This is a genomic window from Capnocytophaga sp. FDAARGOS_737, from assembly GCF_009730375.1.
Lineage (GTDB): Bacteria > Bacteroidota > Bacteroidia > Flavobacteriales > Flavobacteriaceae > Capnocytophaga > Capnocytophaga leadbetteri.
In genome coordinates, this window is the sequence record NZ_CP046316.1 from 387734 (window position 1) to 407895 (window position 20162).

9 protein-coding genes are annotated in these 20162 nt (G+C 41.2%); 4 read left to right on the forward strand and 5 right to left on the reverse strand.

Annotated elements, in window-relative coordinates; genetic code table 11:
* Positions 1–34 precede the first annotated feature (34 nt).
* Positions 35–568 (reverse strand): DUF1599 domain-containing protein, encoded by a 534-nt coding sequence (locus FOC45_RS01765; protein WP_009392594.1) that lies wholly within the window; start codon positions 566–568, stop codon positions 35–37.
* Between the two features lie 363 nt (positions 569–931).
* On the opposite strand from FOC45_RS01765, the gene FOC45_RS01770 reads away from it, so the two are divergent.
* The 4 genes from FOC45_RS01770 (at position 932) to FOC45_RS01785 (ending at position 15564) form a co-directional block, all read left to right on the forward strand.
* On the forward strand, positions 932–11797 hold the full coding sequence (locus tag FOC45_RS01770; RefSeq protein ID WP_155846581.1) for a gliding motility-associated C-terminal domain-containing protein: 10866 nt from the start codon (positions 932–934) through the stop codon (positions 11795–11797).
* 167 nt (positions 11798–11964) lie between these two features.
* Entirely contained in the window at positions 11965–13713 is a 1749-nt protein-coding gene (locus FOC45_RS01775) for a DEAD/DEAH box helicase (protein WP_009389263.1), read from the forward strand.
* 22 nt (positions 13714–13735) lie between these two features.
* Complete coding sequence (locus tag FOC45_RS01780; protein ID WP_009389264.1) at positions 13736–14296, forward strand: phosphatase PAP2 family protein; 561 nt, start codon at positions 13736–13738, stop codon at positions 14294–14296.
* Positions 14293–15564, forward strand: coding sequence for a DUF2851 family protein (locus tag FOC45_RS01785; RefSeq protein ID WP_009389265.1), 1272 nt, complete (start codon positions 14293–14295; stop codon positions 15562–15564). The genes FOC45_RS01780 and FOC45_RS01785 overlap by 4 nt, the downstream gene beginning before the upstream one ends.
* Here the strand turns inward: FOC45_RS01785 and FOC45_RS01790 are convergent.
* The 4 genes from FOC45_RS01790 to FOC45_RS01805 are packed head-to-tail and all read right to left on the reverse strand — an operon-like array spanning position 15561 to position 20109.
* Positions 15561–15965, reverse strand: coding sequence for a pyruvate carboxyltransferase (locus FOC45_RS01790; RefSeq protein WP_369700495.1), 405 nt, complete (start codon positions 15963–15965; stop codon positions 15561–15563). The genes FOC45_RS01785 and FOC45_RS01790 overlap by 4 nt on opposite strands.
* Complete coding sequence (locus tag FOC45_RS01795) at positions 15962–16594, reverse strand: HAD family phosphatase (protein ID WP_009389267.1); 633 nt, start codon at positions 16592–16594, stop codon at positions 15962–15964. Before FOC45_RS01795 ends, FOC45_RS01790 begins: the two co-directional genes overlap by 4 nt.
* Positions 16594–17649 (reverse strand): Wzz/FepE/Etk N-terminal domain-containing protein, encoded by a 1056-nt coding sequence (locus FOC45_RS01800; RefSeq protein WP_009389268.1) that lies wholly within the window; start codon positions 17647–17649, stop codon positions 16594–16596. The genes FOC45_RS01795 and FOC45_RS01800 overlap by 1 nt, the downstream gene beginning before the upstream one ends.
* 3 nt (positions 17650–17652) lie before the next feature.
* On the reverse strand, positions 17653–20109 hold the full coding sequence (locus tag FOC45_RS01805; RefSeq protein WP_009389269.1) for an SLBB domain-containing protein: 2457 nt from the start codon (positions 20107–20109) through the stop codon (positions 17653–17655).
* Between the last annotated feature and the right edge of the window lie 53 nt (positions 20110–20162).

The window sequence follows — 20162 nt, forward strand, 5'->3', positions numbered from 1 at the left end:
TACAAAGTTAATAACTAATCGCCAAATTGACAAATTAGCTCGTCAGATGGATAAGGGCGAAAACGGCATAATTGACCATATCTTGGTAGTTAGCCTCTACTCCTTCGCTTACAAGGGTTTTGCCTTGGTTGTCTTCTATTTGCTTGACGCGTAGGAGCTTCTGTAGGATAAGGTCGGTGAGGGAACTCACGCGCATATCGCGCCACGCCTCGCCATAGTCGTGGTTTTTAGCCTCCATTAGGCTGCGTGCTTCGACTACTTTTTGGTCGTATAAGGCGGTTGCTTCCTCAAGGTTTAGGTCAGGTTGTGCCGCTATGCCTTTTTCTATTTGTATGAGTGCCATTAGGGCATAGTTGATAATGCCGATGAACTCAGCAGTTTCGTCTTCGTCTATTTTGTGCTCTTTGTTTTCTTGGAGTCCGCGTATGCGCTGGGCTTTGATATAGAGCTGGTCGGTAAGCGAAGGCAAGCGCAAGATGCGCCACGCACTGCCGTAGTCCTTCATCTTCTTGATAAAAAGCGAACGACATCTGTCTATTACCGAGTTATATTGGTCTATGGTGTTCATTTGTTTGTTAAATTAGATGCAAAGATAATAATTAATTAGCAAACAGACAAATTAGAAAATGAGCAAATTAGCAAATTAGAAAAAATTTCTTTTATATTTACCCTTTACGTTCAATATAGCTACCCTTTAGGAAGAGCGAAGAGTTAGCGAAAGATGAGCAAAGTACAAACGTCTAATCATCGCCCTAAAACCAGAAAAATATCCTATTTCCCAGCCTTCCCAGTCCTCTCAGCCCTCTCAGTCCTCCCACTGAAAAAAAACAAGAAAAAAATTCTCATTTCAAAAAACAGTTGTATATTTGCACTCTCAAAAATGAGTAGTAATTTTATTTTTCAAAAACCATAAAGTAAAATAGTAATAATAATGAAAAAGAATCTGACAATGCAGTTATTGCCCTTGTGGCTATTAGCGTTTTTCTTTTTTGCCTCTGTGCCTATAAAGGCGCAAGTAAAAGGATATGCCGGCGTAACCAAGCTTATTGGTTGCGGTAGCGGTGCTAACGCCAATAAGGCAGAAGTAAGTGTTACCAATGTAACAGGAGGTACGCCTCCCTACCAATATCAGTTTAATGTTGGGGCTTGGCAACCTAGCAATGTAGGCTGGCTACCTGCAGGTACTCATAATGTACGGATAAAAGATAGTAGTAACAACTATAGTAGTTATATTTCCGTAACAGTACCAACCGCTTCAGTAGCACCAGTGATTACAAAGGAGATTTTCTACGATTGCGATGGGCGCCCTACTTTAAAGGTAGGAGTACAAAACCCACAGCCTTCTTACCGTTATCTGTTTAAATTAGATAATGCCCCTACTTTTTCAGAAAAATATCTTTTTCAGAATGTAAGTACGGGTACGCATACTATTACTGTAAAGTATGAAGATACCACTATTCCTTCACCAAGAATGCTCATAAATGAAGATTTTGGCAAAGGAGCTCCTGAGTCTTTGGGTAGTATAGTGCCCTCTAACTGGAGTTTCCAGCCTGCTAATGGTACTGTTCCAGCAGGTGACTGTTTACATGAAGGCTACTATACTGTAGCTCCTCATAATAAAGTACAAATATGCTCAACTTGGTGTTGGACAATACCTAAAGACCATACTTCTAACGGCACTGATGCTACAGGACGTTTTTATGCAATGAACGTAGGAGGGGCTGCTTCAGGACAACGCTTTTATTATAAAGATGTTGATGGTATAAAACCTAATGTACCTATTAAGTATGAAATGTATTTGATGAACTTATTGAATACATCTTGTGCACCACATCCTACATCTATTGATGCTAATATCGAAATTAGAATAGTAGATAAAAACAATCCTTCGCATATATTAGATACAAAAACTACTGGACGTTTACCACGTGCTATAAATGCTTTAGACTGGCGAAAATATGAGGGTACACTGAATACGGGAAGTGTAACTTCTATTCGTATAGAATTTAGAGATTTAGAAGCAGGTAATAGTGGTAACGACTTTGCTATAGATGATATAAAAGTATGGCAGATGCCTGAAACTTGTGGGCAAGAAGTGTCTACAACAGTAAGTGTTACTACTTTGCAAATGCCTACAATCTCAGCTAACCTTAGCAATTGTAGTCCTTCTAATAATACCCTTAATTTGGTGGTAACGCCTACCTCTTCGCTCTTTACCTATCAATACCAAATGGATGGGGGAGCACTACAAAACAGCAATGTGTTTACAGGCTTGGCTATGGGTACTACCCATAATTTTAAAGTACATTACAAACCGGTAGCTTCAGTAGTTACCCTTGTAAATGAAGATTTTGGAGTAGGGAATAATGCTACCGCTAATAGCTATGTACACCCTGATTACTTCTTTGAGCCGATGAACAACTCACCAATAATATACAGCCGTTCAGGAGCTTCTAAAGATAATACAGGGCCAAATATGAATAACACCGTTAATGGTGAATACGCTATTGCGAGATACATTACGGCTACTATACCAGGGCTTTGGACAACCCCTAACGATGCTTCGCATACTCCACAAGGTAGAATGTTGCTCGTAGACCTCGATCCTGGTAAGCCTAATTTCTATATGCGCACATTTAGTGTATTGCCTAATAAAAAAGTTGATTTCTCAGCTGCTATAATGAACTTGGTGAACTCTTCAGGAGGGCATGTGTGTTCAAGTTCAACTCCTCACACAATGCGCGTACGTTTTTACACTAGCGAAGCAGCTTATAAGGCAACCCCAACTGCTTATTTAGCAGAACAATCAGTAGTATTGCCACATTCTACTAATCCTAATGATTGGAAACGACTTACCCTTAGCATTCCTGCTACTACTGTAGGAACTAATACTTCTTTGTTCTTTGTATTAGAAATGACTGTTTTTGGTGGTTGTGAAGATATAGCCGTAGACGATATTGTTATAACACAAGCTTTGGCGGAATGTACTAAAGATTTTACTACTACTATTAATACTTCAGTAACTAATGCTTTTGCAGGCGTTACCAAACTAATAGGTTGTGGTACAAGTGCTAATGCTAATAAAGCAGAGGTAACTATAGCCAATGTAGAAGGCGGTAGTGGTACTTACGAATACAGTTTTGACGGTATAACTTGGACGGCTTCTAACACCAGCTGGTTACCTGCAGGTACGCATACAGTTTCGGTACGCGATGCTGTTACTCACGGTTGTCCGTTTGATATGAATGTAACGGTACCAGCAGCTTTGGCACAGCCTACTATTAAAACAGAGGTATTCTACGCTTGCGATGGTAAGGCTATCTTAAATGTAGGAGTAGAAAACCCAGACCCTGCGCTTAAATACCTTTATAGTTTAGATGGAGCAGCTTATACTACTACTTATGTATATACTAATGTAGCAAGTGGTACACACTCAGTAAGTGTACAATATGAGTACAGAAATGCGCCCTCACCAGTGATGCTATTGAAAGAGACTTTTGGTAGTGGACCAAGAACAAGTTTACCAGCAACAACAACACCGATGCCTTTTGGATTAGGAGTGGGAGCTTATGAAGTAACTAATCCTACTCAATATAATGCTACTTATACTCCTATGGCAGGTGGTGCTGGGCATGGAAAAAGTATGTTGTCATTAACTTGCGCTCCAAATCACGTGTGGGTACCTGTCCCTGATCATACTTCAGGAGGTACAGATACACAAGGACGCTTCTTCTTAACAAATGCGCAAGCAGTTCTTTCTGATGGTGATGTGTTCTATAAAAAGAAAGTAACAGGAATAGCTCCTAATTCTGAAATAAAATGGGAGTTCTTTATTTTGAACTTATTCCGTGAAGATGAAAAAATGGGAGGTTCTCAAAATGCGATTAAGCCTAATATTCGCGTAGTATTAGTAGCAAATGATAATACTGTGATAGCTTCTAAAAATACGGGAGAGGTTCCTAACTCTATCTGTGGTGCAGGGCTTAATAACTGGCATAAATATGAAGGAACATTTAACTCAGGTACTCACACCGAATTTACTATTGAATTCCGTTCTAACGGTTCATCTTCACATGCTTGGGGAAATGATTTCTGTATAGACGATATCACTGTATATCAAGTACCAAAGGCTTGTGGTCAGGTAGTAAGTACTACGCAAATAGTAACAGCTAATGGGCAAGATATACCTGCCTTTACAGTTAGCAAAACTTATGATTGTGCGACAGGTAAGGGAGTTCTAACCGTAACCCCAACGGCTACTACTGGCTTTACTTATACTTATACTTTGGGTAGCACTACTTATACTAGTACAACCGCTACCTTTACAGGTTTAGATTTAGAGCGAACTTATACAGTTAGCGTAAGCTATCAAGCAGTAAGCAATACTATTACCTTGCTTAATGAAGATTTCGGTGTAGGTACAACGCCTACTCACGCAGTGAAGAGCCCATATACAGGTAAGAATCTGTATTTCGACGAAAATATAAATGCAAACTATACAGTTTATAATGCTAACGGGCAATCGAAACCTCACTCTGGTAGTGACTTGAATGAAGGTGAATATACTATATCTCATAACCTTCTTGTAAATATTTTTAGTAGTGTTTGGCGCACTCCTAATGACCATACAGGTAATACAAATGGTAGGATATTCTTTGTGAATCCATCACCGAGCACTTTGCAAACTATTTATGCTCGTGAGGTAAACGTATTGCCTAACCAAGCACTTACTTTTTCTGCTTATTTCTATAACTTGCTTATAACTCCTGGTAATAATCCGAAGGTACAATTAACAGTCTATAAAAATAAAACAGATTATGAAAATAATTCAACACCACTAAAGAATTTTATTTCTAATGAAATTCCTCGTAATGCAAATAATCCCAATGCTTGGAAGCAAGAAAGTGTGAGCCTAACCGCTACAGAAGTAGGGGCGCGCTCATCGGTATACGTAGTAGTGAGTATGGTGAACCCTGAGTCTGGCGGTCACGATATGGCTATGGACGATATTAAGGTAACCCAAGTTATAGCCCCTTGTACTACTTCAGTAACCGCTACCCTTACTAAGGGTGATGTAGCAACACCAACGCTTACCTTGCCAGCGAACTTAAGCGTGATATGTAGTGCGCCAACGGCTTCGGCTACTATCAGCAGCTGGATAGCTTCGGCTACTGCTACAAGTACTTGTGGTACAGCTACTGTAACCCATAACTATAGTTATCCGTCTAACCTATGTAATGTAGGCGGGGCAGTAACCGTAACCTTTAGCACTACCGATCCTTTCGGTAATGTAGTAACTGCTACACGTGTCATTAGCTTTGCCACTATGACGCTTACCGTTACACCAACTACCCTTAGCGTACCTAATGGGGCATTGGGTGGTACTACCAGCAGTGTACTTACCGGAGTAAGACTCAACGGTAATGTAGTAACGAATACTAACTCAGTAACGATAACCTTTAGCGGTCTGCCAGCAGGGGTAACTACCGATACACAAGGACGTATCGTGGTACCAGCAGGCACCCCAGCTACTAGCACTCTTGTTACTTACAAAGTATGTGAGAAACTTAATCCAACCAATTGTCAGACAGTAACTAGTACCTTGGTAATTGGTACTGGTAGCTTAACAGTAACGCCAGTAACGCCACTTACTGTACCTAATGGTATAACAGGTGGTACTACTAGCAGTGTACTTACTGGAGTAAGACTCAACGGTAATGTAGTAACGAATACTAACTCAGTAACGATAACCTTTAGCGGTTTGCCAGCAGGCGTTACTACCGATACACAAGGACGTATTGTGATACCAGCGGGCACTCCAGCTACTAGCACTCTTGTTACTTACAAAGTATGCGAAAAACTTAACCCAACCAATTGCCAAACCGTAACTAGTACCTTGGTAATCGGTACCGGTAGCTTGACTGTAACACCTGTAACACCGCTTACGGTTCCTAATGGTATAACAGGTGGTACTACTAGCAGTGTACTTACAGGTATCACCCTAAACGGCGCAACGGTAACCAATACTAATTCGGTAACCATCAGCTTTAGTGGTCTGCCAACAGGAGTAACCTCTAATACTAACGGTCAGCTTGTAATACCAGCAGGTACTCCAGCGGGTACTCATACTATTACTTATAGAGTATGCGAAAAGCTTAACCCAACGAATTGCCAAACCGTAACAAGTACATTGGTAATCGGTACTGGTAGCTTAACAGTAACGCCAGTAACGCCACTTACAGTTCCTAATGGTATAAGCGGTGGTACTACTAGCAGCGTACTTACTGGAGTAAGACTCAACGGTAATGTAGTAACGAATACTAACTCAGTAACTATTAGCTTTAGCGGTCTGCCAACAGGGGTAACCACTAATACTAACGGTCAGCTTGTAATACCAGCGGGCACTCCTGCTACTAGCACTCTTGTTACTTACAAAGTATGTGAGAAACTTAACCCAACCAATTGCCAAACTGTAACAAGTACTTTGGTAATCGGTACCGGTAGCTTAACAGTAACACCAGTAACGCCACTTACTGTACCTAATGGTATAACAGGAGGCACAACTAGCAGTGTACTTACCGCAGTAAGACTCAACGGTAATGTAGTAACCAATACTAATTCAGTAACCATCAGCTTTAGCGGTCTGCCAGCAGGTGTAACTACCGATACACAAGGACGTATCGTGGTACCAGCAGGCACCCCAGCTACTAGCACTCTTGTTACTTACAAAGTATGTGAGAAACTTAATCCAACCAATTGCCAGACAGTAACAAGTACTTTGGTAATCGGTACAGGTAGTTTGACTGTAACGCCAGTAACGCCACTTACTGTACCTAATGGTATAACAGGAGGCACTACTAGCAGCGTACTTACAGGAGTAAGACTCAACGGCACAACGGTAACCAATACCAATTCGGTAACCATCAGCTTTAGCGGCTTGCCAACAGGGGTAACCTCTAATACTAACGGTCAGCTTGTAATACCAGCGGGCACTCCAGCAGGTACTCATACGATTACTTATAGAGTATGCGAAAAGCTGAACCCAACAAACTGCCAAATCGTAACAAGTACTTTGGTAATCGGTACCGGTAGCTTAACAGTAACACCAGTAACGCCACTTACCGTTCCTAATGGTATAAGTGGCGGAACTACCAGCAGTGTACTTACTGGAGTAAGACTCAATGGTAATGTAGTAACCAATACTAATTCAGTAACGATAAGCTTTAGCGGTCTGCCAGCAGGAGTAACTACCGATACTCAAGGACGTATCGTGGTACCAGCAGGCACTCCAGCTACTAGCACTCTTGTTACTTACAAAGTATGTGAGAAACTTAACCCAACCAATTGTCAGACAGTAACTAGTACATTAGTAATAGGAACAGGCAGCTTGACAGTAACGCCAGTAACGCCACTTACTGTACCTAATGGTATAAGCGGCGGCACAACTAGCAGTGTACTTACCGGAGTAAGACTCAATGGTAATGTAGTAACCAATACTAACTCAGTAACGATAACTTTTAGCGGTTTGCCAGCAGGGGTAACTACCGATACTCAAGGACGTATCGTGGTACCAGCAGGTACTCCTGCTACTAGCACTCTTGTTACTTACAAAGTATGCGAAAAGCTTAATCCAACTAATTGCCAGACAGTAACAAGTACCTTGGTAATCGGTACTGGTAGCTTGACAGTAACACCAGTAACGCCACTTACTGTACCTAATGGTATAACAGGTGGTACTACCAGCAGTGTACTTACTGGAGTAAGACTCAACGGTAATGTAGTAACGAATACTAACTCAGTAACGATAACCTTTAGCGGTCTGCCAGCAGGGGTAACTACCGATACACAAGGACGTATTGTGATACCAGCGGGCACTCCAGCAACTAACACTCTTGTTACTTACAGAGTATGCGAAAAGCTCAACCCAACTAATTGCCAAACCGTAACAAGTACATTGGTAATCGGTACTGGTAGCTTAACAGTAACGCCAGTAACGCCACTTACGGTTCCTAATGGTATAACAGGAGGTACTACTAGCAGCGTACTTACCGGAGTAAGACTCAACGGTAATGTAGTAACCAATACTAATTCGGTAACGATAAGCTTTAGTGGTCTGCCAACAGGAGTAACTACCGATACACAAGGACGTATCGTGGTACCAGCAGGCACCCCAGCTACTAGCACTCTTGTTACTTACAAAGTATGTGAGAAACTTAATCCAACAAACTGCCAAACCGTAATAAGTACTTTGGTAATCGGTACCGGTAGCTTAACAGTAACGCCAGTAACGCCACTTACTGTACCTAATGGTATAAGCGGCGGTACTACTAGCAGCGTACTTACCGGAGTAAGACTCAATGGTAATGTAGTAACCAATACTAATTCGGTAACCATCAGCTTTAGTGGCTTGCCAACAGGGGTAACCACTAATACTAACGGTCAGCTTGTAATACCAGCAGGTACTCCAGCTACTAACACTCTTGTTACTTATAAAGTATGTGAAAAGCTTAACCCAACCAATTGCCAAACCGTAACAAGTACATTGGTAATCGGTACCGGTAGCTTAACAGTAACACCAGTAACGCCACTTACAGTTCCTAACGGTATAAGTGGAGGCACTACTAGCAGCGTACTTACAGGTATCACCCTAAACGGCGCAACGGTAACCAATACTAATTCGGTAACCATCAGCTTTAGCGCTCTGCCAACAGGGGTAACCTCTAATACTAACGGTCAGCTTGTAATACCAGCGGGCACTCCAGCAGGTACTCATACTATTACTTATAGAGTATGCGAAAAGCTTAACCCAACGAATTGCCAAACCGTAACAAGTACATTGGTAATCGGTACCGGTAGCTTAACAGTAACGCCAACTGCTTTAACACACCCTAACGGTACACAAGGCGGTACTACTACCGGCACAGTACTTACTGGTGTGAAGATAAATGGTAATCCGGTGAATACGGCTTCAGTAACCATTACTTGGAACAGCTTGCCACCAAATGCTACGGGTAATGCGAGTGGTACGGTAACCATCGCCCCTAATACCCCAGCAGGTACTTACACAATTAGCTATACTGTTTGCGAACGCCTCAACGGCAACAGCAACTGTCAGTCAGTTACTTCGCAAATTACCATAGGAGGCGGTAATATGACCGTAACACCTACGACTTTAACACACCCTAACGGTACACAAGGTGGTACTACTACCGGCACAGTACTTACTGGTGTGAAGATAAATGGTAGTCCGGTGAATACGGCTTCAGTAACTATCACTTGGAACAGCTTGCCACCAAATGCTACGGGTAATGCGAGTGGTACGGTAACTATCGCCCCTAATACCCCAGCAGGTACTTATACAATTAGCTATACTGTTTGTGAACGCCTTAATGGTAACAGCAACTGTCAATCAGTTACTTCGCAAATTACTATAGGAGGAGGTAATATGACTGTAACGCCAACTCAATTGATAGTGGCAAATGGCGCTACAGGAGGTACTTCAGTAAATAATGTATTGACAGGAGTAACTATTAATGGTAACCCTGTAAATACTAACTCGGTAACCATTACTTGGAATAGTTTGCCACCAGGATTTACAGGTACTAACAGCGGTACTGTTACTGTTCCAGCGAATACGCCAGCAGGTACTTATACTGTAAGCTATACTGTTTGCGAACGCTTGAATCAAAACAATAACTGTAAGACAGTAACTAGTACTATTACAGTAGGAAATGGCAATATGATAGTAGTTCCTACTCCTATAACAGTGCCTAATGGTACTATTGGCGGCACCTCTACACCAAGTGTATTGACAGGAGTAGTGCTTAACGGCAACAGCAATCCAGCTCCTAACACAGTGTCTATTACTTGGAATACTTTGCCACCGCGAGCAACAGGTAATAATGACGGTACTGTGAATGTGGCTCCTAACACCCCAGCAGGTACTTATACCGTAAGTTATACTATCTGCGAGGCTCTTAACAGCGGTCACTGTACTACAGTAACTAGCACTATCACTATAGGTGGGGGCGTATTAACCGTTACTCCGGTTACTACCCTAACAGTAGCCAACGGCGCACAAGGTGGTACCACTACCAGCTCAGTACTGACAGGGGTTAGCCTTAACGGACAGCCAGCTAACAGTCAGTCGGTAACGATTACTTTCACAGGCTTGCCTGCAGGGGTAACTAGCAATACTAACGGACAGTTGGTAGTAGCACCAGGAACACCAGCTACTAACACTACTATCTATTATACAGTATGTGAAACCCTTAATGCTAATAATAACTGTCATACTTATAGCACTACTTTAGTGATAGGTACGCCAAACCTTAGTGTGACACCGCGCACTTATACTATTCCTGATGCTACTATAGGTGGTACTACTAGCAGTGTGTTAGAAACGGTAACTATAGATGGACATACGCCAAGCAGTCAGTCAGTAACAATTACTTTTGACAATCTGCCAGTAGCTATTCAAACTACTACTTCAGGTGGATTTAGAGTACCAGCAGGTACACCGACAGGTATACATACCGTTACTTATACTGTATGCGAAGTGTTGAATCCTGATCATTGCATAACAAGCATTGCTACTATAGCAGTGGGCAATGTGCCAGTGGTAACGCCTAATGCCTTTACCTATACCGGCACCGCTACTGTTACAACACCAAGTATATTAGACGATGATACAGTAGGTACCCAATCGGCTACAACAGGTACAGGTGGCAATGTGGTAATCAATATTACTAGTACACCTACCGGAACTGTAGTGCCAAGTTTGGATGCTAACAACGGAAGGGTAACTATACCAGCAGGAACCCCACCAGGTATTTATACTATAACCTACGATGTTTGTACAACAGCTACGCCAACAGCTTGTACTCCGGGGGCAGTAGTTATTACTATACCAAATGTGCCAGTGATAACCCCTGATGATATGGTATATACTGATACTACTACCACTACAGCGGGCAATATATTGACCAATGATAGGGTAGGTACCCAATCGGCTACAGCAGGTAATGGTGGTAATGTAAGCATTACCGTTACAATACCAGCTACTCCTAAAGCACCAGGTGCTACTGTACCAACGCTTAATCCTAATACAGGGGTAGTGACCGTACCAGCAGGAACCCCATCAGGTACTTATACGATTACTTATAAGATATGTACGACTGCTACACCTACCAGCTGCGATACAGGGGTAGTAACTATCACGGTATCGGGTACTGTAACTGATGCACCAGATACTAACGATGTAACGGCTTATACTCGTATCAATACACCGGTAACAGTAGGAGTAACTAGCAGTACAACTGTAACGGTAAGCATACCATCGCAACCAGCCAACGGAACTGCTGTAAGCAATGGTGATGGTACTATAACTTATACGCCAAACAATGGCTTTAAGGGTACTGATAGCTTTGAGTATAGTTTGTGCAACGCGGCAGGTTGTCGTACCGCTACTATAAGTATACACGTAACCAGCGAGTTGATCATCTACAACGGAGTATCAATAGGTGGTAGTGATAAGAATAACCACTTCCATATTGAAGGCATAGAAAACTATCCTAACAACACGGTAAGAATTTACAACCGTTGGGGAGTGAAAGTCTTTGAAATGAGCGGTTATAATAATACCACTAAAGCTTTCAGAGGAGTATCGGAAGCTCGTGCTACCTTAGAAGCCTCAGACAACTTACCACAAGGTACTTATTATTACATCATCGAGTATGTAGATGAACATAATAAAACACAAACCGAAACCGGTTGGTTGTACTTGAAGAAAAATTAGCAATTAGCAAATTTGGAAATTAGCAGATTAGGAAATTTAGTAGATTTTCTAATCTGCTAATTTGCTATTTAAAAATAAAGTTGTACTTTTGTGCCTTAAAACATTAGATAATCGACAAATTGACAAATTAGCAAATCGACAAATTATCTAATCGACACATCATATTAATGAATTTATTTGAACAATTAGGTCTTGATGAACCTATCCTCAGAGCCATAACTGATATGGGCTTTGAAACTCCTTCTGAAATCCAACAAAAAGCCATTCCTACCCTCTTAGAAGATGATACCGATATGGTAGCTTTAGCTCAAACAGGTACTGGTAAAACAGCTGCCTTTGGCTTCCCTCTTCTGCAGCTTATCGACACTGATAGCAAGCTTACACAAGGGCTTATCCTTTCGCCTACGCGCGAACTTTGTTTGCAAATTGCTTCAGAATTGAAAAATTACGCTAAATATTTGCCTAAGGTGAATGTGGTAGCGGTATACGGTGGTGCGAGTATAGAAGAACAAGCGCGTAGCCTGAAAAAAGGGGCGCAAATAATAGTGGCTACTCCAGGGCGTATGCAGGATATGATACGCCGCAATTTTGTGGATATTAGCCATATTAACTACTGTGTGTTAGACGAGGCTGATGAGATGCTCAATATGGGCTTTTATGAAGATATAACCGCTATTTTGTCGCATACCCCTAAGGAGAAAAGTACGTGGCTTTTTTCGGCTACGATGCCTAATGAGGTTGCGCGGATAGCTCGTCAGTTTATGCGTAAACCTATCGAGATAACTGTCGGCACACGCAATCAGGCGAGTAGCACTGTGCAGCACGAGTATTACGTGGTAAATGGGCGACATAGGTATCAGGCACTCAAACGATTAGCAGATGCCAATCCTGATATTTTCTCGGTAGTTTTCTGTCGTACTAAGAAAGATACGCAAGCCGTAGCTGAAAAGTTGATAGAAGATGGTTATAATGCGGCAGCCTTACACGGCGATTTGAGTCAGAATCAACGCGATTTAGTGATGAAGTCCTTTAGGGCACGCCAAATACAGATGCTAGTGGCTACTGATGTGGCAGCTCGCGGTATAGATGTAGATGATATTACCCACGTGATACATTACCAGCTTCCTGACGAGATAGAGACTTATAACCACCGCAGTGGGCGTACGGGTAGAGCTGGTAAGTCGGGTATTTCGATGGTTCTCGTACCTAAAAGTGAGCTTAGGAAGATAAAGGAGATAGAGAAGATTATCAAACAACCTTTTGAGCAGAAGGCTTTGCCTACGGGCATTGAAATATGCGAAATACAGCTATACCATTTGGCTAACAGTCTGAAGAATGTAGAGGTCAATCCGGCTATAGAAGATTATTTGCCTGCCATTTACAAAGAATTGCAACACATAGACCGCGAAGAGCTTATCAAAAAAATATTTGCGGTAGAGTTTACTCGCTTCTTTAATTATTACAAAAATGCTGAAGTTTTGCCAGAAGAAGACGCAAAAGAGAGCAGAAAAGGAGGCGATAGCGGTGAGGTGCGTTACTTCATCAATATAGGTGAGCGCGATGGTTATGATTGGAAGACGCTTAAGGACTTTCTGAAGGCTACGCTCAACTTAGGAAGAGATGATGTCTTCAAAGTAGATGTAAAAAATAGCTTCTCTTTCTTTAATACCGAAGCAGACCAAGCGGACTTAGTGATGAGTACCTTTGCTGATTTTAGAATGGACGGCAGGTTTATCAATGTAGAGATTTCTGACAAAGGAGCAGGGCGTTCACGAGGCGATAAAAAAGGCGGCGAAAGTAGGAGAAAAGGAGAAGATAAGAAGAAAGGTGAAAAGAAAGGCGAGAAGAAAAGTCGTAAACAGAAGACTGTAGAGGCTTTTGAACAGGCTTTCAAGAAAAAGAAAAAACGAAAATAAACCTTACTAACCAACTATTGCGATGTTAGACTATATCATTGAAAAAGACAAAGAATGGCTATGCTATCTGAACCAGATGGGCAGTACAGAAGCCGATGCGGTGTGGTTGGTGATTACCAATGAGCTTGCCTCTATTCCGCTCTATGCTTTTCTGTTGTATTTGTGCTGTAAGTATTTTCATTGGAAGAAGGTACTGCTGATATTGGTGTGTATTGCCTTAGTAGTGGCTACTACCGACCAATTAGCTAATATATTTAAGCACGGCTTTCAGCGGTTGCGCCCCTGCCACGATGAGACCCTCATAGACCGTATGCGAATGGTAATTTGCGGAGGCAAGTATGGTTTTTTCTCGGCGCACGCTAGCAATACAATGGCTGTAGCGGTCTTTTTCAGCAAGCTACTGAAAGAACGCCTAAGGTATATCACTCCTTTTTTGCTATGCTGGTCGTTAGTGGTTAGCTATAGCCGTATTTACTTAGGGGTGCACTTCCCTGGAGATGTGTTGGTAGGCTTGACTATAGGCGCTTTGTTGAGTTTGTTATACTACCGACTTTTTCTTTGGCTTGAAAAGAAAATGCTATGAAAGAAGATTTCTTGCATTATCTTTGGAAATACAAAAAGGTACCTCTCAGTTGCCAACTTAGTACAGGCGAAATGCTTGAAATACTGTCGTTTGGGCAATATAATACCCTTTCAGGAGCAGACTTTTTCAATGCAAAGTTGCTGATAGACGGGCAACAATGGGCGGGCAATGTAGAGATGCATCTGAAGTCCTCGCATTGGTATGCACACGGGCATCAGCAAGATCCTGCCTATCGCAATGTAATACTTCACGTGGTTTGGGAGCACGATATAGAGGTGTTTGACGCTAATAATCAGCCTATACCTACCTTAGAACTTAAGAATGTGATAGCACCAGAGCTGCTCAGTCGTTATCAAACGTCATTAGGGGCGCCTTATGAGTTCATTCCGTGTGAAAAGGACTATAAATCGACCCCAGAGATGACATTATTGTCTTGGAATGAGCGGCTTTTTGTAGAACGATTGGAAGAAAAGTCAGCTTTTATAGCAGAAGTATGGCAAGAAGCCCAATGGGATTGGGAGAAAGTGTTATTTCTTCTTCTGTTGAAGTATTTTGGAGGGGTTGTAAACGGAGAGGCTTTTTTAGAGATAGGTAGGCAGTTAGATTTTTCGATTATTCGCAAGGAATGTAGTCACCCTTTGCATTTAGAAGCATTGTTTTTAGGGCGCGCTAACCTACTGCCAGAAGAAGGAGAACATACTTATATAAAGGATTTGCAGCAACATTATGCTTATTTGAAGCAGAAATATAATCTTCAAGATATCACTGCAATAATTAACTTTAAAGGTTTGCGCCCTCAGAGTTTCCCCACTATACGACTATCGCAGTTAGCACAAGTGTATGAGCAGCGCGAAAGTCTCTTTTCTAAAATCTTAGAGATAACGGATTTACATAGTCTTTTAGCCTTGTTTAAGGTAGGTGTATCGGATTTTTGGGAGACGCATTACACTTTTCATAAGGTATCTCCTAAGGTGAAGAAGCCTATAAGTGCTACTTTGCTACAACTGCTATTGATAAATGTAGTGGTACCTATTCAGTATTTCTATTATAAGACTTTAGGTAAAGACATAACAGAAACATTGATAAAAACTATAAAGGGACTACCTGCAGAGCGTAATGGAGTGGTAGATGCCTTTCAGCACTTAGGCGCCAAGGTAGAGACGGCTTTTGATTCGCAGGTATTGTTGCAGCAACACAAGCAATATTGCAAAGGCAAACGTTGTTTAGATTGCGCAATAGGGGTAGCTTTGCTACGGAAGAAATCTTAGCGAGATAATGCTAAGGCTACGTTGTAAGCACTCTCGAAAGCTAAAAGATTAATCCCTGTCAAGAGGTGCTTGGCTTGGCAATACGTAAGGAGTTTTTCGGTAGGTAAGTAACCGCCTATACCCCTAATAGCACTATAGAACTGCCGTTTTCCAGCTTCGTAGTCTGCTTGTAATGAAGAGTACCAATCCTTTTCGGTGTATAGTTTTTTAATAGCTACCTCATCGTCCTCCTTCAGTCTGATTATTTTAGTTTGAGTATTGCTGAAGTCTAATTGATTACTTATTTGTTGGATGTCTTCTTGTACGGCAATGGCATAAAAGCCAACAGCCAACAAAGATTGTAGGTAATCTTTATTGGCTGTAAAAGCGCATTCTATAATTTGTATTTCTTGAGTCATTATCGGGTTAAAAGTTCGTTCATCGAGTGGATTATATGGTCAGCTTCTTGTAAGTTTTGACCTCCAGAGAGAGGATTTTGGAAGCCTATGCAATGCATACCAGCACTTTTAGCAGCTTTTACACCATTGGTGCTATCTTCTATTACGGTAAATTGTGTAGGGGGTAGGGCATACCATTCGGCTACTTTTAGGAATATCTCGGGATTAGGTTTGCTGTACTTCACATCATCACCGCTCATAATCACTTCAAAATAGTGTTTAATACCTACCTGCTCAGTGAAAATCTCTATAAGTTTTCTACCAGAAGAAGAGGCTAATGACAGGTGCTTCCTCTCTGACTTAAACTGAGCTAATACTTCTTTGACGTGAGGTACTGGAGCTACGTGTAACTCTGGTAACTTCTGAAAGAAGTAATCTTTATGAAACTGTACTAATTCTTCGACGGTTTCAACTCTCTGAGCATCCTGTTTTATCTTTTGCCACATAGGGAAAGCCGACATACCCGTGAGGGTCTGTATATAGTCTCTATCCAAAGGGATATTTTTAAGCTGAAATACTTCATAAATCACCTGTTGGTGCATAGGCTCACTATCTAAGAGCACCCCATCCATATCAAAGATAATGTGTGTCATTAAGCAGCTTCTTTTAGTTGTTTTCTAAAATCTTTTAAGAAGACATTACCAATACCTATTACCAAACCTACGAATGTCCAGATAGCTATAATCATCATACGCTTTGGTTTAGAAGGAGCGTTTGGCACGCTTACAGGCTCAATAACGGTGAAAATAGGCTGGTCTTCTTTTAGCTTGATACGTTTAGCTTCTAATTGTTTAGCTAACTCGGTATATACATTAGCTGCGAGGTTATATTCAGCTTGTAATTGTTGTAAACGGGTTTGGGGTAAGTTGCTAAATAGGTCGCGGTTGCGATCTTGAAACTGAGCTACTGCATACTGTTTAGCTTTGAAGTCTTGTTCGGCTTCAGTACAGCGTTTTTGCACAAAGTCATATTCTTCTTTAGCTTTTTGTAGCTTAAATTCAGTAACAGTCTCTTGTAGTAGTTTTTGGGCACTTTGCAGCATTTGGGCAGCAGGTACTGCTTCAGGCATAATATATGAGAGAGTAATATACCCTTCTTTTTCATTAAGGTCTAACTTGATGTTATTGTCAATGCTATTTAATATGCCTCTCTCTTCATTACTAATAGCTGTTACGGTTAGGCTATCGCTCATTTTGGGTTCAGCTGGTGGTGTACTACTTTTGAATATACCCATCACACGACCTAAAAGACTAGGTTTTGTATACTTCTTCATATATTCCTCATAAGTAATGTTCTTGGGAAGGTCTTTAAAGGTAAGAGGAGTCTGTATTAGTTTCTTCTTAAAAGGAATACTCTCAATGATTTTAGTATAGGTAGTCAACGGTACAGCATCACTACCACCACCTCCTAAGCTAATACCTGCCATAGCAGCCAACCCACTAAGTCCTCCACCAGCTTTATTGTCAGAGGTTTGAGGTATCATAAGAGTAGAAGCAGTATATTCTTTAGAAGCAAACAGAGCTGCTAATATTCCTATAACTAAGAATATCAGTGTAAACAAAGCTATTGATTTTCGCGACTTCCATACTTTCTGTATGAGGGCTATCAAATCAATTTCGTCTTCTTTTATGGTAGTATTGTTTTCCATATATTATTTTGTAATTACATTATAAATTAGAACTCCCATAGTGGTAATTGCGGAGATGATACCTATGGTTTCTCCGGTACTCATTTCTTTCTTTTCTGGTTTTGACGGCACAATGATAATCGCTCCAGGAGCTAATTCAGGGTAGTTTTTAAAGAAAAGAGAGGTGCGTGTAGATTTGATACTTCCATTAGCATATAGTACATATATCGAACGTTTTTTAGCTCTATTAGAAAATCCTCCTGCTTGGTCTATGTACTGGCGCAGTGATTGTCCTTTCTGGAAGCGTACCATTGAGGGAGCTAATACTTCACCCCGTATTTCTACCGTTTGCCTTTCTGAAGGTATAAGCAACATATCGCCCTCGTTGAGTAATAGGTCGTATTTGCTGTGCTTGTGCTTGAGTATTTTACTTATATCTATACCTATACGGTATTCATTTGTTTTCTTAGCTACTTTTTTAAGTGATTTAGAGCTCTCATCAGTTGTACTTTCTTGGGAGATGAGCTCATCTAAGAAATCTTCTTGTTGAATTTCTCCTTCTTCTGTCTTTTTACGCACAAGGGTAGCCCCTTCCTTATAGGCAAAAGGCGTAAATCCACCTACACGCTCTAATAAATCCGAAATGTGTTCATTTTTAGACTGAATGCTGTATACACCTGGGTATAGCACTTCACCCATTACTGACACTGTTTGTAAGGGAGTAAATCCTTTTATATATCGTACAGAAACCACATCGTTAGGTTGCAGTACCATTGCTTCTCCTTCAGATTTCAGTTCATTGTTAGACGAAACTTTAAACGCTTGACTTAGTTTTTCAAAGTTACCATCATTTGTTTCTCTAAAAACTTCTATCACTGAAGGGTCAGCCCCATTAGAAAGACCTCCAGCTAGCGAAATCGCGTCTTCTACTGTCATATTTTCCATATAAGACAGCTCTCTAGGTTTGTTTACAGCCCCTTCTACTTTTACGAATCGTTTAAATTGCAACGAATCTTTGTAGAATATATACAAGCTATCGTTGTCTTTCAGCGTAATGTTGTGTTTATTTTCAATCAAATCTTTTACTGAGAAACTCAGTGTTTGATAATCTACGCGGTTCTCTGTGCGAAAGATAAGACCTCTGTTTAATGAGGCATCTTTCTTTACTCCATTAGCACGGTTTAGCAGGTCGAGGGCAGTCATACCTTCTTTGTATTCGTATACCCCAGGCTGATAAACAGCACCTCCTATACTTAGACGGTTTTGGTATTCATTTGTAATAGCGTGTACTTTTAACCGGTCGCCGTTTTGCATTTTCAGCTTTGATATTTCGCTAAAATTTATCTCTTTCACCTCACGTTTAGCCTCTTTGATGCGTTCAAGCACTAAGGTATTAGTAAAAGCATCAGAGGTAAAACCTCCAAAGAAACTTACTAAGTTAGCCAATGTCTCAGAGTTTAACATTTCGTAAAAACCTTTACGTTTCACTTGACCTTCTACCCATACGCGGTTTTTGTAGGGGGGTACAATAATTACGTCTTGGTCTTGCAAGCCTAAATTGCCTTTTTCAGAGCCATTGATAAGAAAATCATAAATATCAAAGTTAGCTATTTTCTTACCTCCACGCACTAAACTAATTTCCCTAAACGACCCACTTTCTGAAGGCCCTCCACAAGCATAGAGAGCGTTAAGTACAGTAGAGAGCGAACTGAGCGAGTAGGTACCTGGTACCATTACTTCGCCTATGATGTTCACTTTCACAGTGCGCACTTGGGTGATAGTCACGCCAGTATATATTTTAGCATAACTACCATCGGGAGCAGAAATACCAGAATAGATACGCTTTAAGAAAGAATTTATTTTCGCTTTTACTTCCGAAAAAGAGAGACCTGCTACGTGTATGCGTCCTACTCCGTTTAAGAAGATGTTACCTTCAGCATCTACTTTTTGTTTGAAATTACCTTCAGTAGCGCCCCATACTTCTACTAATAGTTCGTCACCAGGACCTACTTGGTAGTTTTCAGGGGTAGCCATATTTAGGTTAGGAGTAAATGAAATCTTCGGATTTTTGAAGAAATCCATCCCGAATATTTCCTTGTCTTTCTCAGGTTGAGGCGTTTTTTCTTTAGGTTCGTTACCGCTGTAGCCGAATATATCTTCTTCCTCGGCAGGTTTACGCATTTTGTCTGTGCTGCTAGTTCCCTTAGTGGTGCTTTTGGTAGCACTACCTAACTGCATAAGGCGTTGTCTTAGCTTCATAGCTTGAGCTTCTTGCATACCACGTGCACGTGCCATAGCCACAAATTGGTCAATGCTATACCCTTGTGCTTGTGCGCGAGCCCAAGCAGTTTGTAGCTGGGTATCAGTCAGGTTGTCTACATTCACCGATGTAACATCTACATTGTTGGTATTGCCTACTTGCGCGCTAAGGCTTGCTACCCCGATGAAAAAACATACTAAAAAGATTCTGAGTCTCAACATTTCTTATAAATACTTTTAGGGTGCAAAGATACAAAACAATTGATAATTAGCAA

Excerpts from the sequence above, each read along its gene's own strand:
- FOC45_RS01805 (WP_009389269.1), bottom strand. The coding sequence starts at position 20,109 with ATGTTGAGACTCAGAATCTTTTTAGTATGTTTTTTCATCGGGGTAGCA.
- FOC45_RS01770 (WP_155846581.1), top strand. The coding sequence starts at position 932 with ATGAAAAAGAATCTGACAATGCAGTTATTGCCCTTGTGGCTATTAGCG.
- FOC45_RS01775 (WP_009389263.1), top strand. The coding sequence starts at position 11,965 with ATGAATTTATTTGAACAATTAGGTCTTGATGAACCTATCCTCAGAGCC.
- FOC45_RS01785 (WP_009389265.1), top strand. The coding sequence starts at position 14,293 with ATGAAAGAAGATTTCTTGCATTATCTTTGGAAATACAAAAAGGTACCT.
- FOC45_RS01765 (WP_009392594.1), bottom strand. The coding sequence starts at position 568 with ATGAACACCATAGACCAATATAACTCGGTAATAGACAGATGTCGTTCG.
- FOC45_RS01795 (WP_009389267.1), bottom strand. The coding sequence starts at position 16,594 with ATGACACACATTATCTTTGATATGGATGGGGTGCTCTTAGATAGTGAG.
- FOC45_RS01780 (WP_009389264.1), top strand. The coding sequence starts at position 13,736 with ATGTTAGACTATATCATTGAAAAAGACAAAGAATGGCTATGCTATCTG.
- FOC45_RS01800 (WP_009389268.1), bottom strand. The coding sequence starts at position 17,649 with ATGGAAAACAATACTACCATAAAAGAAGACGAAATTGATTTGATAGCC.